The following is a 15,182-nucleotide window of genomic DNA, read 5'->3' as shown; positions in this document are numbered from 1 at the left end:
GATGACTAATAAAAAAACACTTTCTAACCTGTTTATTATATTGCTGATCAGCATTATTGTTGCTATTGCCACTTTTAGCGCCACTCTATGGTATAGCCAACAGAATACGTCCACTCCAAACATCGATGTATGGTTCACAAACGTCTTTGAATCAGAGCCAGAAGCTACGGCACAACCTGCCTTTCATCCTCTCGATAAGGTCGTTGTCAGTGTAAAAGGTGAACGCCAAACTCATTATGTGATGATTGAGCTAGCAGTCCAAACCCACTATCCCGAACGAATAAAACAAATCGATAGCTACATGCCGCTCGTTCGCAATGCATTACTCAAAATGTTCAGCAAGAAAAAGTATGAAGAGTTACAAAACCAACAATCTATCGATCAATTACAGCAAGAAGTAAAACAAACCCTGACCGCAGCCTTTGCCAATACCACGATCGCTCGTGATATTGATGATGTGCTTTTTACCAAATACGTCATTCAATAATGAGGTGAGTATGCTTGATCACAACCCAACCACTCACTATAACCTCGACACGGCCCCATCGCCGCAACAGCATCATATTGATGAAGATTTATTAATCCGTCATCACCTTGTTTTAGTAAAGCGCGTGGTTAATCAACTTCGTCACCATACTAGCCCACATTGCAGTTATGAAGACATGCAGCAAATTGGATTAATTGGGCTGTTAGAAGCGGCGCGACGTTATGGCGATGTCGAAGATCCTCAATTTCCAGCATTTGCTGTATGTCGTATTCGTGGGGCGATTTTAGACGAACTGCGAAGATTAGATTGGCGTTCTCGTCATACACGCCAACAAGCTCATGAGCTGAACGACATCACCCGTGACTTAATGAAACAACTTGGCCGACAGCCCACAGAAGCTGAGATCACATCTGCGCTTGGCATTGATAGTGAAAATTATCAACTGCGTTTACAAGCCAGTATGGCAAGTGAAATGCAAAGCCTTGATCAACTGCTAGAAGCCGGTAAAGAGCTAGATGCACCGTTGGAATATAACGGTGTTGAACATGAACATATGCGTCGCACACTGGAATACGCTTTAACGCAATTATCAAAACGAGAGCAGTTATTGCTGACCCTGTTTTATCAACATGAACTCAATCTACATGAGATCGCGTTAGTGCTAAACCTTACTCCACCGCGTATTTGTCAGCTGCATAAACAAGCACTGAAATCCCTCAATCACTATTTATCGGCTTAGGAGCTGTATATGCAAAAGTTAATCGGTGCCATCATCATTATTATTTGTGTTTTTGGTGGCTATGTTTGGGCTGGCGGAAATTTACGTGCGATTTGGCAACCTGCTGAATTTTTAATTATTGCCGGAGCAACATTGGGCTCCTTGATCATTGGTAACCCACCGCATGTTTTAAAGGAAATGCGTCAGCAATTTCGTCAAGTACTCTCGCCTCGTAATAATGAGGCTCAGTACTACATGGAATTAATGGCATTACTGCAAACCTTGCTTGATACCGTTCGTAATAAAGGCTTTAAAGCACTCGATGAGCATATTGAGTCACCTCAAAGCAGCACGATTTTTAATCGCTACCCTCTCATTAAGCATGACCATCATGTTATTTCTTTCATTACAGACAATTTACGTTTAATGGCAATGGGACAAATGTCGCCTTATGAACTTGAAGGGTTACTAGAACAAGAAATCAGTGCAATAGAAGAAGACTTACTCTTGCCTTCGCGTTCTATGCAACGTACCGCAGAAGCCTTACCTGGATTTGGTATTTTGGCAGCGGTCATGGGGATCATCATTACCATGCAAGCCATTGATGGCTCTATCGCCATGATTGGCTATCACGTTGCTGCCGCATTAGTCGGTACTTTTCTTGGAATTTTTGGCTGTTATTGCATTCTAGATCCTGCCAGTAATGCCATGGCACAGCGTGTTAAACGCAATATGTCAGCATTTGAATGTATAAGAGCAACACTTGTCGCCTATGTCGCTAAAAAGCCGACCTTATTAGCTATTGACGCAGGAAGAAAACATATTCAGCTAGACATTAAACCTACATTTAACGAAATGGAGAGGTGGCTAACTGAACAGGAGGGATAATGCAGAACACAGAGCAGATCGTCTTTAAACGTGCAACAAAACGACATTCACATGAACATCACGGTGGCGCATGGAAAGTCGCTTTTGCTGATTTTATGATTGCTCTTATGGCACTATTTTTAGTGCTTTGGTTAATGCAAGTGGTTGATCAAAAGGAACGTAAAGCCATTGTTGCTTATTTAAATAGTGCCAGTGTTTTTGACGAAGGCGCTGGCAATCCTTTTGATACCGCCAACAGCTTATCCCCTATTGATTTCGGTGGCGAAGCTGCCGATCTAAGTTCTCACAATGCAGCGATGACAATAAAATCGTTTTTTGATGGTAACGGTGATGGCCCTGAAAGTGATGCGTTAATTCCAGGTAGTTTTGAAACCCAAGCGCAATTAGCGATCCTTGCTTCAGTTGTTGAAGAAACGGCTAAGCAAGTATCAGCTCAAGGTAATATTTCAGTTGATGTGACACCGCAAGGGTTGAGGATCATTTTACAAGATGACTTCAAACAAAATATGTTTCATCGTGGCAGTGCTGATTTAACGCCCTTTTTTGAAGATGTATTATTAAACATTGCCCCTATTTTTAAACAAATCAGCAATTCACTGATCATCAGTGGCCACACAGATGCGACTCCGTTTAAACGCCAGTTTAGTAATAGATCAAACTGGGAACTCTCTTCTTCCCGTGCCAATGTCGCAAGACAGACGCTGATTGCTGGCGGCATGCCAAGCAATCGAGTACTTCAAGTTGCAGCAATGGCAGAACGTGCCCTACTGAACAAACAATCCCCTAATGCCAGTGAAAATCGTCGAATTGAGTTATTTATCTTAACGACCCCCGCAGCCAGTGTTGTAGATGCTCTTTTTGGTACAGGAAATCCTGATAACATTGTTGATAAAGCTTACGAAAAAGCGCGTCTTAATCAACCCGTGCTACGAAGCGACTATATAAACCATTCAGTCACCCAACCAAAAGAAATACAGCCCGTCGTGTCTAATTTATAAGCTATATTTTATAAATATTGAATACAATGCTTGGTTTTGGTGAGATTTTAGTGGATGTGTGCCCAATGACTCATACACAAATAAAACAGCGTAAAGCTGATAATTTACAAAAGACTTTTCTATGGCTGATCGTCATTGATTATGTTCTGCTGTCTTTTTTTCTATTTCAGCTTGGTTCGCTAGATTTACGTACTGGCACAATGATCAGCCTGTTATTGATCTTTTATAATGGTTTGTTAGCGTTTTTTTGTTTTCATCGCGCGAATAGAATAGATGATAGCTACATTATTTACCCTATCATCTCGGCTATATTGCTCGCTTTCGTCTGCTTCTTGTATTTCTTCTTTTTAGTGGCTTAACGTCGACGACAAAAAAATCTTACCACTATTTTCCCCAGCCAAAAGCTAACCGCAAACAATGAGATAAAAAAGACACTACTACATGCGTACGCCCACATAGCAGATAAACGAAAGAAATAACCAAAGCTAAATGCTATGCCATTAAATGCTTCAAATGGCATCTGTAACCATGGCGTATTGGAAGAACTTCCTATTGTTGCAACGACACAAATTAAAACAATGCAGGCAATAAATAAGCCCAGTTTATTTTCGACATGCTTCATTTTATTCATCAGCTCAGTATTCGTTATTGTGTTTCATAAACGAATATATAAATTACCATAGAATGACTTCAGCATTAATTGAAGCAAGACAATTAAAGAAATAGAAAAATACAAATGGATAAATCTAAAACGGGTTACCCAGCAGTCATCATTAATCACTGCTGGATGCCCCTTTAATCGTTACTTCTTCACACACACGACGATTGCATTACCTGATTCCCCATTCCAAGGAATAAGTTTCTCGTAGTCATGTTCAAACATATGAACATCGAAATATGGCTCAAGTAGCGCTTGAAGTTCAATAAAGCTCACCGCAACCATTGGATGCTCATCATGCCAAATTTCAGTATTGAGTGTGTCGGCTTTTTCAATACTCAATTTCAGCGCTTGTTTCTCACCTTCACCTTGATAATACCAACCAGAGCTAAAAGTAAAACGACTGTTATCATGTTCCACACTGTGGCTGACAAAGTAATTGTTGTTGATTAAGTTCTTTTCAACCGCATTGAAACAAAATATACCATCTTCTTTTAATGCCGCATGTGCACTTTCAATACAGCGCGTTAAATTGACAAGACCGTCACTGTAATGAATCGAATATAAAAAACAGGTAATCAAATCCAATGGCTGATCAACTTTAAATTCGCACATATTCTGTAAAACAAAGTCGGCTTCTGGACAGCGAAGTTTTGCTAGATCAAGCATTGGCTGATTGATATCTAAGCCAGAACTTTGAAAACCATGATCAATAAAGTGACGAACATGAGGACCTGTTCCACAGGCAAGATCTAGATGTCGCGTACCTTTATTACCAAATAATTGGTGAAGTCGACGAACACATTCTGCTTGGGCTTGGTAGTTAATATCTGCACACATGAGATCGTAGTAAGAAGATAGATCAGTGTACAGCGCAGTAGAAGATGTTGTAGTCAATTCGATATACCATACAGGAGTAATTGACGCGGATAGTATAGTAATTACTAATCGTTAAAAAACACACTTCTTTGTCGTAACGATAAATATGATTAATCAAAAACCGCGAGATCAATATTGCTTGGATGTATTCCAAAAACGCTAAGCTAAAGCTCACCTAATACATCAGATTACATTTTATTTTTTACATCCCGTTACAAAATAAAACGTGAGTTCAAAGCCTTGCTTATAAACTCACCTTTCACATAGGATAAAAGCATACTTTTACAGCTAAATTTAATTAGAACGCTATAGCTAAATATTATTTCAATGTATTAGCAGCACCAAAGACGTATTACTCAAACTTTCGTTTTCAATTTTTATACGCTTGGTGAAATATAAGGGAATAATTATGGCGATTAAATTTCAGTTTTTTACGCTTAACAACGACAGAAAACAATACACTTTTATAGATATGTCATCTTCGACATTTCTGAAAGAGAAAGAAGCATTACTGTCTCAAGGCTTTGAAGTGTTAGATGATGTGATTTATGCAGAAACAAGTGAAGAAGCAGTAGAGCACTATAAGTCGAACTTCATCTACGTATTAGAAGAATATAACAAAGCTGATAATCCCTTTTATAGTGTATTACTCATTTTCGAATCTATTCGAGATTACTTTAAGCGTAAGTAATTAAAACAAAACTATTTAGCTAAACTCATCGTATAGATACTTTGTTATTTCAATACGATGAGTTTCTCTTTATGCATATATTGATATTAGGTGGCACAGGTGGCATTGGTTCAGCCTTAATAAAAGCATATCTAAGCCAAGATGCAGTCAATCATATCCATGCGACATACCACAACAGCCATCCAACTATTGAATACCCTCAACTTACTTGGCATCGTACTGATGTCAGCAAAGATTCTGATGTGGCTAAATTATCAGAAACAGTTGGCCAGCTTGATATCGTGATCAATACGGTTGGCATGTTACACAATGGCGATATGATGCCAGAAAAAACGATTACTCAATTTGATAGTGATTTTTTCAATCAAAATATCGCAACGAACGTATTACCTACACTGCTCATCGCTAAGCACTTATCTCCTAAATTAAAATCAAAAACATTGAATTACTTTGTTACTGTTTCGGCAAAAATTGGCAGTATTGAAGACAATCATTTGGGTGGATGGATAAGTTACCGAAGTTCAAAAGCAGCATTAAATATGGCTTTGAAAACCATTAGTATTGAATGGAAAAATAAAAAATTTAATACCTGTGTATTCGCTTTTCACCCTGGCACAACAGACACAAACTTATCAAAGCCTTTTCAGCGCAACGTGCCAGAAGGTAATTTACAAACGCCAGAAAAAGTCGCTGCAGCATTAATTAACTTGCTACAGCGACTGAGCTTAAAAGATAATGGAAAATTCTTCAGTTACGATGGCACTGAAATTCCATGGTAGTTAAAAAATTATCCATACTAATAAGAAGTGGCCACTACCCACTTTCCTGATTCAAAAGGGGGACGTACTACTGGCCTTGGTATTGAGCATCTACAGGTCCAAAAGCTGCTGCATAATATTCGGCACCAGCAGAAACGGCACCATAAACAGCATTTTGTATAAAACCGCCATCACCTCCAGCATCCACTCTTGATATTTCATCTACAGTTAAATTATTCCTTCTATATTATAAATACACTACAATCATTTAAAATTATAATATAAAAATATCATACACATTCTCGTTACATTAACGAATAACTCTTTTATGGCAACAAACTTTTGAAATGAACATTGGTATAAACGCCACTATTGATATTAATATTAATTTAGTAAAGAAAGGAAATTTAGAAATTACAATAAAACTTATACAAACAGATGATATTGCAATGTAAAAATAATAAGAATTTTTAAACTTTATTTCAGAATTACATTTAGAACACACTACCTTTTTTCGAACAGATAATTTATATAAATCATATATACTTATCGTTTTATTAAAACAGTTAGGACAACTTTTCATTTGTAGTCTCTTCTCCTTATATATCAAGAAATAAATTTTCACCTTCATTCCATGACATTGGTTGGAGAACATACCTATTTTCAATCATGAAATCTGAATAAGTATTGTCATCAACCCATGCCTACGTAACCAGAATATTCTAACTTTCCTTTCTCTCTTATTAAGAAAAATTGATCATGAAGAATTGCAGGTTTAACCCAGTTCAAGAAAGAAGATATATTCACATTACTATTTTTTTGTTTTTAATAGCAACTTCAATCAAAAGACCAATTTAATAACATATTTGTTCTTTTCCTTTTCCTGTTTGATTCCTATCTAAAAACAATGAATTTCTTTTACTAACAGGGACTTTAATAATCGCGATCAAGGATTTAAACCATTTAGTTGATTAACTTAAAACTAATATTATCAAGGTATTTAATAATCAAAAGTTATTTATCAAAATGTATCTAAAATATTAGACGCAATTCATAGATAAAATTTTTATTACACCCCTCTTTCAAAAAATAATAATAAAAACATATCACCAAATAAAAACAGATTTAAAGCACCTTTAACTACTTAAAGGTGCTTTAATACGCAATATTAATATTTAATTTAATATTTATTCTTATTAAATGTTAACCATAAAGCGTCAACATGATATAAAAAACCAGACAAAACACACGCGTCATAAATATGTAATATTTAATTCACAATAATACTATAAAGATAATGGAAAATTATTTATCTACGATGGCACTGAAATTCCATGGTAAGGATTAAAAAATCCAGCTATATAAGTAACCTGAACTCATAGCCATGGTTAAAACAACCGCAACAAAAGCAATAATCATTGGTGTTTTAAATATTGATTTCAATAAGATAACTTCTGTTAAACTTGCGCCAGCACTACCAATAATTAATGCCATCACCGCCCCTAATCCCATTCCTTTTGCAGCTAATGCGGCACTTAATGGAATGACAGCTTCTGCACGAATATATAATGGAATACCAATGACAGCCGCTACCGGAATGGCAAATGGATTATTATCACTTGCTATTTTTGCGATGAATTCAGTTGGCATAAAACCATAAATCAATGAACCAATAGCAATACCACCGATTAAGTATGGCAGTACTTTTTTGAAATCTTTCCATGTTGTATTCCAAATTTTTTTCCATTTATTGGTTTCAACTTTCACTCCACCACAGCTTTTAGCACCACATGATGATTCAGGTTCAATATAGGCTTCTGGTTTTACAAAGCGCTCAAAATTGAGCTTTTCTAATAGCACGCCGGCAATAACAGATACACCCATCGCCATCACAAAATAGAATGCCGCAACTTTAATACCAAAGGTTACAACAAATAAGCCAATGATTACGGGGTTAAGCAGTGGACTCGCGAAAAGGAACACCATCATGGTGCCAAAACCCGCTTTAGCTCTGAGTAATCCTTTTAAGAACGGAATTGTCGAACAAGAACAAAACGGAGTAATAGCTGCTAATAATGCAGCAACAACATAACCCTTACCTTTCTTTCCGCTTAATATCCTCTGAATTTTTTCCGGTGGTATATAACTTTGTAACACACCAACCAAAAAGCTAATCAACAAAAACAGTAGCGTTAACTCAGTCGCCAAAAAGAGGAACATCTCTAACGTATCTTTGAACATCACAACACCAATCTATATTTCTAGAATAGTCGAAATATAATTGATCTTTATTGGCTAGATCAAGACATTTCCAGTAATATCGAAATATAAATTTAGTGAGGGTATTAACAATGAATACAGAGATCATTGCTAAGGCATTGAAAGAATTAGGACATCCGACACGATTGATGATTTACAAAACAGTGATTAGAGCGGGTCATCAAGGTATTGCTGTTGGGGGATTACAAGAAAAGCTTTCTGTTCCTGGCTCAACCCTCTCTCATCATATTGCCGGGCTGGCCTCTGCTGGGCTCATTTCACAACGCAGAGAAGGACGAACTTTGTTTTGTGTCGCTGAATATCAGAAGCTGGATTCTGTGATCGCCTATCTACAAGATGAATGTTGTGCAGACGAAAATCAGCAATAAACATGCAGTCAGTGACATTATTTCAATAAAGCGACAACCGTATGACGATGTACATTTGCTTGTGCTGCTAAAGAGCGATACGTTGCACTAAATTGCTGGTTTCCAGCCCCCGAGAGTTGGCTAAGCTTTTCTTCTACTTGCTTAACATCTCCCAGCGACGTGTTTGCCTTCGCATCTGCCATTTGTTTAGCCAATACCGCCTGATAAGCTTTGATATCATCAAGGCTTTGTTGCACTTGCCGTAAATGTTGGTTCACTTTTACTAAAGTATCGCGAATTTGCTCACGGTTATTAAAAGTAAATTGACTATCTTCAATACCTTCAGGCTCAGGCTTAATCGTGAGTGTATTGGCCTGTCCTGCAGGGTATCGATGCCCTTGACCAATTACCTGTACTTTTCCTTCCAACCCTTGAAAGCTTTGCTCATTGGCTCGAAATACAATATCGCCGTTATCTTGTTGCGATGCTCGAAGACCAAAAGGGATCACATGACGATCTATTTGCGAAACTAAGGCTTTATCGCTTAATTTCGCATCCATATTCACAACAACCGTTCCCAACTGTTGAAAGCTTAATTTAATAAGCTCACTGTGCTCTCGCTGACGCTGAACATTCAGACCGGGAACAGAAAATGTACGTGTTATTGGTCTATCAATATTAACTTTAAGCTCTGCATCAATAACACGAAGTCCGTCGCTCTTAGCGTTATTCAATGTGTGTTTAATTGAATCAAGATGATGATTCGCATTGCTTTGAGCTGACGGAGAAACTGCACGTTGAGCAATAAGCTCAGTACTTAAGATCTTCTTTATGGCTTGTAAGTCACGCCCTACAACGCCTAAAGCTTGTTGTGCTATTTGTACCGATGTTACTTGCTGCTGCCCCTTGGCAAGTAAGGTTTTAGAAACCGTATATCCATCTTGCTGATAGCTTAATTGTTTTAAGTTCGAACCCGCAATTTTCTTGGTATCGATTGTGTCTGCGGCTGACGGAACAATGGCAGCTTGCTTGCTCGCATTAGCAAAATTTATACTCTGAGTTCTGACTTCCGATGTACTTGTCACCATAATTCTTTGCTACCTTACAATCGCTTAAACAATGAAAGGTCGTTAATTTTCATATAGCTTGCCTGTGTAGCCTGAAGCGCAGCCATGTAATTATTTAAACGAACCGATGCTTCACCATAATCCAACGCTTCTAGATCATTGGTTACGGCTTCAACAAATAACTTATTATCACCATGGCTGGTTTCCATTAAATCTAAATTATTATGGCGCCCACCAATATCGGTTACTGCTGCTAATACATTATCATGCGTCGTATCTAGAGTATTTAACGTTGCTTGTAAGGTGTTATTGAGATTTGCTGTCGGGGCTTGTAACTCGGTTATCGCGGCGTCAATCTGATTTAAGATATTATTACCGCCAAGATCGAGCATTTCTTGTGAAGCAAAATTGGCTTCCATCGTAACGCCTTTGGCTACCGTCACTACCCGCTTATCACTATTACCTTCAAAAATATAACCACCAGCAGGTTGTGCTGTAATCGCTGGGACATCACTTTGAGTACCGGAAAAAAGGTAATTACCCTCTTCATCTTGAACATTAAATGAAGACATAAAAGCATCGCGTAAGCTGACTAATTTATTCGCATAACTTTCTCTATCAGCATCTGAGATGGCACCATTTGACGCTAGTAACAACGTATCTCGCATATCCTTTAACGTATCACTTGCAGCCATTAAATGAACTTCTTGCGACGATAACGCGGTTTTCACATTATTAATGTTGTCTTGGTACTGATTTATCGCGCTATTTTCACGATCTAAATTCAATAAGTTAATAGAATCAATTGGGTTATCAGATAATTTGAGTAAGCGCTGACCAGTCGACATCTGCGCTAACACTTCCCCTAAGCCTTGGTTATTTTTTGATAGGCTAGTTAACATTAGCTGGCTAAATTGCGTATCACTGACTCTCATCATTCATCCCTTACAATAATCGTAATACTGAGTCGAACAGTTCATTGGCTGTACTGATCACTTTCATGTTTGCTTGATAAGCATTAGTAAATGTCATTAGGTTTGCCGCTTCTTCATCACTGTTAACCGCACTTAAATTATCTCGTGCTGCGTTGGCTTGACTAAATAAGGTTTCTGCGGCTTTTTGGTCAACGGCGGCTTGTCGCGTTTCTATTGCCGTTTTACCCACCATAGAAGCAAATGCATCATTCAAGGTCACACTCCCTAACCCTGTGATCGCCATTGGTTTCGTCGACAAATTGATCAAGGCTTGTAACGTATCACTGTTACCGGGCGTCCCATCTGAAGATAATGCCAGCTCAGCCGGTGTGATCGCGGTGATATCAAGGCTGGCCGCTGGTGAATTGGGATCGAATGAAAACAATGCTTGGCCTGGATTACCGTTTAAATCAAAACCCGTCGCGAGTACCTGATTAAATTCGGTTGCTAGGTTTTGTGCCATCTCATCAAGGGCTTGTTGGGTCGGTTTTAAGGTGTCTTTAAGATAGCTATCAAATGCTCCTAACTGCCCTCCTAACTCACCTGTAACTGCAAAGGTTTGCCCAGAAAAATTAATTTCAATATTCTTAATAAACGGCTCATTAACTATCGGAGTGGATTTGAGTTGCGCAGCATCACTGCCTAAGATCAAGGGCTGACCCGATGCCAGAGTGACTTGTAGGCTACCATCTGGTTGCTGGGTTGAACTGATCTCTACCACTTCAGAAAGTTGCTTAATTAATACATCACGTTCATCAATAAGCTGAGAAGGATTACCGCCTGTCGCTTGTGTCTCAACAACGCGATGGTTTATATCAGCAATGTTGTTCATTAAGCTATTAGCATGCTCAATCGACGCCGTGGCCTTGTCACTGATACGTTTACCTTGACCATGTAAAGATTCAGACAAGGTATTAAAGCGACGAGATAACGCTTTAGCTTCATTAATAATTTGCTGGCGATTAGGGGTAGATTCAGGTTTAAGCGTCGCGTCATTTAGCGCCGAATATAAAGAATCAAGACCAGCACTAATGTTAAAGCCCTCGCCACCTAAAAGGCTTTCGAGCATCGTCATATTGTCTAAATTCGCATTGCTTGCTGCTTGTTGACTGGTTGCTGCCCATGTTTGCTTTACAATAAATTGGTCTGAAATACGACGTATGCTGGCAACGTCAACACCACTTCCCGCACTTAATATATCGTTGCCAGCAAGAGCACTCATCATTGCCTGCTGTCGACTAAATCCTGGCGTATTAACATTAGCAACATTATGAGCAGTAACATCAAGCGCCGTTTTATTGGCATTTAATCCTGTTAAACCAATATTAATCATATTCATAGCGATTACTGCTCCTTGTAAGATTGCAATGATTGTTGAAAAGCAGTACACGTTCGCATTGCCAATTGATTGGCCGCTTCATTGTTAACAGGCTTTGGTGTGTCTTGTTTTTCCAGTACTTGATGAGTTAATGCGGCACTATTTGGAACATCATTAAATCCTTGGTTAGGATTTAACTGTTTCAACAACATTTCTTTAATGCCTGTTTGCTGTTGTTTCGCCATTTCAATCGCTAACTGGCCATCATAAAAGTCGCGATAGACGCTCTGTTGTTTACTGGAAAATGGATTATCTTCATCAGCCAAGACATCACTGCTACTTCGCATTTGGCGTAAAACCATTTGTAAAAACATCGCTTCAAATTGCCCAGCAACCACCTCTAAACCTTGCTCATCAGATAGCGAATGTTTGATTTGCTGCAAACCATTATTATCATGGTATAGAACATTATTTTTGTTCATTACGCTGATATTGTCGTCGAACTTCATCTAACTCTCCTAAATCACTACCAGTTCTGCATTCAATGCGCCTGCTTCATGTAGCGCTTGTAGAATAGACATAAGATCATCAGGTGACGCACCTAAGCTGTTCACGGCATTTACGATAGTATTAAGCTCAGTCCCTTCAGGCCAAATGTACATTTGTGCCTCATCTTGGTTGATATCAACTTTAGAATTATTGACTCGCTCTGTTGTACCTTGGCTAAAGGCGTTAGGCTGGCTGATTTGATCACTTTCTGAAATCGTCACGGTAAGGTTACCGTGGCTCACAGCCGCTTCACTCACACGGACATTTTTGCCAACCACAACCGTTCCTGTTCTCGCATTAAATACCACCCGCGCGGCTGTTCTCCCTGTCATTACTTTTAAGTCTTCCAACATCGACATAAAAGTCACACGTTGTTGTAAGTCTTGTGGCGCGCGCATTTCCACTCGACCTTTACTTACCGCAGTCGCCACTTTTGGACCGAAAGTCGCGTTGATTGCACGGGAAATATTTTTCGCGGTGGTAAAACTCGGTTGGCGTAAATTTAACGTGACGATGCTGCTGTTATTAAAGTCCGTCGGTATTTCTCGCTCTAACGTGGCACCATTAGGAATTCGCCCTGTTGTGGGTGTATTGACCGTGATTTTTGAACCACTTTGCCCTTCTGCTTTTACCCCTCCAACGACGACATTCCCCTGTGCAACAGCATAAACTTCACCATCGATACCTCTCAGTGGCGTCAATAATAAAGTACCGCCACGTAGGCTTTTTGCATCACCAATAGAGGAAACAACAACATTAAGCTCTTGACCGGGTCCCGCCATCGCTTCAACGGTGGCTGTCACACTCACTGAAGCGACATTTTTTAGCTTTGGATCGATCCTATCGCCAATTTGTACCCCAAACTGACGCAGCATATTGGTGATAGACTGGCTGGTAAATTTCACTTGATTTCGATCTCCTGAGCCATCAAGACCTACCACCAAACCATAACCCACCAGCTGATTTGAGCGTATGCCTTGCACATCCACTAAATCCATCATAGGAACTGCTGTTTTAGCGCTAACGTTAAGCGGCATCCAACCCAACGTCACCCACAAAAAAGACAGGATAAAATAAACTATTTTTTTCATTAGAAAGGCATCCATGGGCTAGTGAAAAATTGTGTTAACCAGCCAGCAGCATTGCTATCAGCCAGTGCGCCTCTGCCAGAATAAGTGATCCTCGCATCACCAATACGTTGAGAAGACACTTGGTTATGACGATTAACATCATCAACCCGAACCACGCCCGTTAAGCGTATGTATTCATCCCCTTGGTTAAGTCGAATCCACTTTTCACCGCGGATCATCAGCACGCCATTAGGTAATACTTTATGTACAGTAACAGTGATTGCCCCTTGTAACTTATTGCCTTGAGTGCTTGCAGCAGTACCATCAAAACCACGATCACCGCTAACACTGGCTGAGAGATCATCAAAGGTTTTATTACCTAATGTCGGCGCTGCAAATTCAATAGAGGAAGATTTACCAAACTTGGTATTGGCTTTTTTGCTTGACTGCGTTTGCTCATCCAACTCCACCGTTAATACATCGCCGACCCGATAGGCACGGCGATCTTGAAACAAGGTCATCGAAAAATTATGGCGATACAAGCTGCCATGCTTGGCTTCAGGTAAGCTGTAATCAAGATCCGGTGGCGCAAATGCAGCATCATTAGGTTCAGGCGGAATAAACTCTTCACGCACCGCACAACCGGATACAAATGAGAGCAAACATAGCAGCATTAAAAGCGTCTTCATCCTCACTCCTTACACGGCTTGAGCGACAAATTTCAGCATGTCATCAGCGGCAGAAACGACTTTGGCATTCATTTCATAAGCGCGTTGAGTGGTGATCATATCAACCATTTCTTCAACTACTTGCACGTTCGAACCTTCTAGCGCCCCTTGTTTCAAACTGCCTGCGCCATCAGTGCCTGCAATCATTTCTTGCGGCTGACCACTGGCTTGTGTCTCTTTATAAAGGTTACCGCCCACCGCTTCTAAGCCTGCTGGATTAATAAATTTCGCTAAGGTAATTTGCCCTAACTCTTGCGGCTCTGGATCCCCTGCTAGCGTCGCCGTGACAAGGCCATCAACACCAATGGATATCGTATTCGCTTCTTCAGGTATTTGAATTTGCGGTTGAAGTGGCAGACCTTGTCCGTTCACCATTAAGCCTTCAGAGTTAACGTGAAACTGGCCATTACGGCTAAACATCACTTCACCATCGGAATTTTCTATTTGGAAAAAACCCGAGCCCATTACAGCAAGATCCAACTGTTGTTGGGTATTTTGTGAATTTCCTTGCGTAAACACTTTTTGTGTACCGACTACACGCACACCACTACCAAGCTGTACTCCACTCGGTAATTGATTTAACTGATCAACTTGCGCCCCTGGTTGACGTTGAATGCTGTAAAACAAATCTTCAAAAACAACACGATCACGCTTAAAACCTACCGTATTAACATTGGCAAGGTTGTTGGAAATCGCAGTCATTTTTGTATCTTGTGCTGCCATTCCTGTTTTACTGACCCAAAGTGCTGAATGCATGATGACTCTCCTTGTA

The 15,182-nt window shown here is 39.6% G+C and carries 18 protein-coding genes; 8 read left to right on the top strand and 10 right to left on the bottom strand.

The window, feature by feature from the left end:
- Position 1: 1 nt before the first annotated feature.
- The 5 genes from fliL (at position 2) to C9J45_RS12520 (ending at position 3,450) form a co-directional block, all read left to right on the top strand.
- Entirely contained in the window at positions 2-487 is a 486-nt protein-coding gene (fliL, locus tag C9J45_RS12540) for a flagellar basal body-associated protein FliL (protein ID WP_107208366.1), read from the top strand.
- A 10-nt stretch (positions 488-497) separates the two neighbouring features.
- Entirely contained in the window at positions 498-1,226 is a 729-nt protein-coding gene (locus C9J45_RS12535) for a FliA/WhiG family RNA polymerase sigma factor (RefSeq protein ID WP_107208365.1), read from the top strand.
- 9 nt (positions 1,227-1,235) lie between these two features.
- Positions 1,236-2,093, top strand: coding sequence for a flagellar motor stator protein MotA (motA, locus tag C9J45_RS12530; protein ID WP_107208364.1), 858 nt, complete (start codon positions 1,236-1,238; stop codon positions 2,091-2,093).
- Entirely contained in the window at positions 2,093-3,091 is a 999-nt protein-coding gene (locus C9J45_RS12525; protein ID WP_107208363.1) for a flagellar motor protein MotB, read from the top strand. Before motA ends, C9J45_RS12525 begins: the two co-directional genes overlap by 1 nt.
- A gap of 65 nt (positions 3,092-3,156) precedes the next feature.
- The gene (locus C9J45_RS12520) at positions 3,157-3,450 is read left to right on the top strand and encodes a hypothetical protein (protein WP_107208395.1); all 294 of its coding nucleotides are present in this window, start codon (positions 3,157-3,159) and stop codon (positions 3,448-3,450) included.
- Here C9J45_RS12520 and C9J45_RS12515 read toward each other — a convergent pair.
- Positions 3,447-3,722, bottom strand: a complete 276-nt coding sequence (locus tag C9J45_RS12515) for a hypothetical protein (RefSeq protein WP_107292595.1) — start codon at positions 3,720-3,722, stop codon at positions 3,447-3,449. The genes C9J45_RS12520 and C9J45_RS12515 overlap by 4 nt on opposite strands.
- Positions 3,723-3,893: 171 nt before the next feature.
- Entirely contained in the window at positions 3,894-4,589 is a 696-nt protein-coding gene (locus C9J45_RS12510) for a class I SAM-dependent methyltransferase (RefSeq protein ID WP_199187102.1), read from the bottom strand.
- A gap of 448 nt (positions 4,590-5,037) precedes the next feature.
- On the opposite strand from C9J45_RS12510, the gene C9J45_RS12505 reads away from it, so the two are divergent.
- Both C9J45_RS12505 and C9J45_RS12500 read left to right on the top strand, forming a co-directional pair.
- Positions 5,038-5,319, top strand: coding sequence for a hypothetical protein (locus C9J45_RS12505; RefSeq protein WP_105062575.1), 282 nt, complete (start codon positions 5,038-5,040; stop codon positions 5,317-5,319).
- A gap of 71 nt (positions 5,320-5,390) precedes the next feature.
- Entirely contained in the window at positions 5,391-6,098 is a 708-nt protein-coding gene (locus tag C9J45_RS12500; protein WP_107287755.1) for an SDR family NAD(P)-dependent oxidoreductase, read from the top strand.
- A 1,323-nt stretch (positions 6,099-7,421) separates the two neighbouring features.
- On the opposite strand, the gene C9J45_RS12495 is transcribed toward C9J45_RS12500, so the two are convergent.
- Positions 7,422-8,318, bottom strand: a complete 897-nt coding sequence (locus tag C9J45_RS12495) for a permease (protein ID WP_107292594.1) — start codon at positions 8,316-8,318, stop codon at positions 7,422-7,424.
- Positions 8,319-8,428: 110 nt separating this feature from the next.
- On the opposite strand from C9J45_RS12495, the gene C9J45_RS12490 reads away from it, so the two are divergent.
- Positions 8,429-8,725 (top strand): helix-turn-helix transcriptional regulator, encoded by a 297-nt coding sequence (locus C9J45_RS12490; protein WP_107246763.1) that lies wholly within the window; start codon positions 8,429-8,431, stop codon positions 8,723-8,725.
- 17 nt (positions 8,726-8,742) lie between these two features.
- Here C9J45_RS12490 and C9J45_RS12485 read toward each other — a convergent pair whose 3' ends face one another.
- Genes C9J45_RS12485 through flgG form a run of 7 tightly spaced genes read right to left on the bottom strand, consistent with a single transcriptional unit; the run spans position 8,743 to position 15,166 of the window.
- Complete coding sequence (locus tag C9J45_RS12485; RefSeq protein WP_107292593.1) at positions 8,743-9,792, bottom strand: flagellin; 1,050 nt, start codon at positions 9,790-9,792, stop codon at positions 8,743-8,745.
- Between the two features lie 14 nt (positions 9,793-9,806).
- Positions 9,807-10,706 carry a flagellar hook-associated protein FlgL gene (flgL, locus tag C9J45_RS12480; RefSeq protein ID WP_107208356.1) on the bottom strand — a complete coding sequence of 300 codons (900 nt, stop codon included), beginning with the start codon at positions 10,704-10,706 and terminating at the stop codon, positions 9,807-9,809.
- Positions 10,707-10,716: 10 nt separating this feature from the next.
- Complete coding sequence (gene flgK, locus C9J45_RS12475) at positions 10,717-12,084, bottom strand: flagellar hook-associated protein FlgK (protein ID WP_107208355.1); 1,368 nt, start codon at positions 12,082-12,084, stop codon at positions 10,717-10,719.
- A gap of 5 nt (positions 12,085-12,089) precedes the next feature.
- Positions 12,090-12,572, bottom strand: a complete 483-nt coding sequence (locus tag C9J45_RS12470) for a rod-binding protein (protein WP_107292592.1) — start codon at positions 12,570-12,572, stop codon at positions 12,090-12,092.
- Between the two features lie 9 nt (positions 12,573-12,581).
- Positions 12,582-13,703 carry a flagellar basal body P-ring protein FlgI gene (locus C9J45_RS12465; RefSeq protein WP_107290752.1) on the bottom strand — a complete coding sequence of 374 codons (1,122 nt, stop codon included), beginning with the start codon at positions 13,701-13,703 and terminating at the stop codon, positions 12,582-12,584.
- Positions 13,703-14,371 (bottom strand): flagellar basal body L-ring protein FlgH, encoded by a 669-nt coding sequence (gene flgH / locus C9J45_RS12460; protein WP_107292591.1) that lies wholly within the window; start codon positions 14,369-14,371, stop codon positions 13,703-13,705. The genes C9J45_RS12465 and flgH overlap by 1 nt, the downstream gene beginning before the upstream one ends.
- A 9-nt stretch (positions 14,372-14,380) precedes the next feature.
- Positions 14,381-15,166 carry a flagellar basal-body rod protein FlgG gene (gene flgG / locus C9J45_RS12455; RefSeq protein ID WP_107208351.1) on the bottom strand — a complete coding sequence of 262 codons (786 nt, stop codon included), beginning with the start codon at positions 15,164-15,166 and terminating at the stop codon, positions 14,381-14,383.
- Positions 15,167-15,182: the final 16 nt, after the last annotated feature.

The organism is Photobacterium sp. GB-1 (assembly GCF_003026165.1).
Lineage (GTDB): Bacteria > Pseudomonadota > Gammaproteobacteria > Enterobacterales > Vibrionaceae > Photobacterium.
The sequence above is the reverse complement of the archived record's forward strand: the minus strand, read 5'-3'. Positions and strand labels throughout refer to the sequence as shown.

Coding starts and splice junctions, on each gene's coding strand:
- fliL (WP_107208366.1), top strand. CDS start 2: ATGACTAATAAAAAAACACTTTCTAACCTGTTTATTATATTGCTGATC.
- C9J45_RS12535 (WP_107208365.1), top strand. CDS start 498: ATGCTTGATCACAACCCAACCACTCACTATAACCTCGACACGGCCCCA.
- motA (WP_107208364.1), top strand. CDS start 1,236: ATGCAAAAGTTAATCGGTGCCATCATCATTATTATTTGTGTTTTTGGT.
- C9J45_RS12525 (WP_107208363.1), top strand. CDS start 2,093: ATGCAGAACACAGAGCAGATCGTCTTTAAACGTGCAACAAAACGACAT.
- C9J45_RS12520 (WP_107208395.1), top strand. CDS start 3,157: ATGACTCATACACAAATAAAACAGCGTAAAGCTGATAATTTACAAAAG.
- C9J45_RS12515 (WP_107292595.1), bottom strand. CDS start 3,722: ATGAATAAAATGAAGCATGTCGAAAATAAACTGGGCTTATTTATTGCC.
- C9J45_RS12510 (WP_199187102.1), bottom strand. CDS start 4,589: ATGTGTGCAGATATTAACTACCAAGCCCAAGCAGAATGTGTTCGTCGA.
- C9J45_RS12505 (WP_105062575.1), top strand. CDS start 5,038: ATGGCGATTAAATTTCAGTTTTTTACGCTTAACAACGACAGAAAACAA.
- C9J45_RS12500 (WP_107287755.1), top strand. CDS start 5,391: ATGCATATATTGATATTAGGTGGCACAGGTGGCATTGGTTCAGCCTTA.
- C9J45_RS12495 (WP_107292594.1), bottom strand. CDS start 8,318: ATGTTCAAAGATACGTTAGAGATGTTCCTCTTTTTGGCGACTGAGTTA.
- C9J45_RS12490 (WP_107246763.1), top strand. CDS start 8,429: ATGAATACAGAGATCATTGCTAAGGCATTGAAAGAATTAGGACATCCG.
- C9J45_RS12485 (WP_107292593.1), bottom strand. CDS start 9,792: ATGGTGACAAGTACATCGGAAGTCAGAACTCAGAGTATAAATTTTGCT.
- flgL (WP_107208356.1), bottom strand. CDS start 10,706: ATGAGAGTCAGTGATACGCAATTTAGCCAGCTAATGTTAACTAGCCTA.
- flgK (WP_107208355.1), bottom strand. CDS start 12,084: ATGAATATGATTAATATTGGTTTAACAGGATTAAATGCCAATAAAACG.
- C9J45_RS12470 (WP_107292592.1), bottom strand. CDS start 12,572: ATGAAGTTCGACGACAATATCAGCGTAATGAACAAAAATAATGTTCTA.
- C9J45_RS12465 (WP_107290752.1), bottom strand. CDS start 13,703: ATGAAAAAAATAGTTTATTTTATCCTGTCTTTTTTGTGGGTGACGTTG.
- flgH (WP_107292591.1), bottom strand. CDS start 14,371: ATGAAGACGCTTTTAATGCTGCTATGTTTGCTCTCATTTGTATCCGGT.
- flgG (WP_107208351.1), bottom strand. CDS start 15,166: ATGCATTCAGCACTTTGGGTCAGTAAAACAGGAATGGCAGCACAAGAT.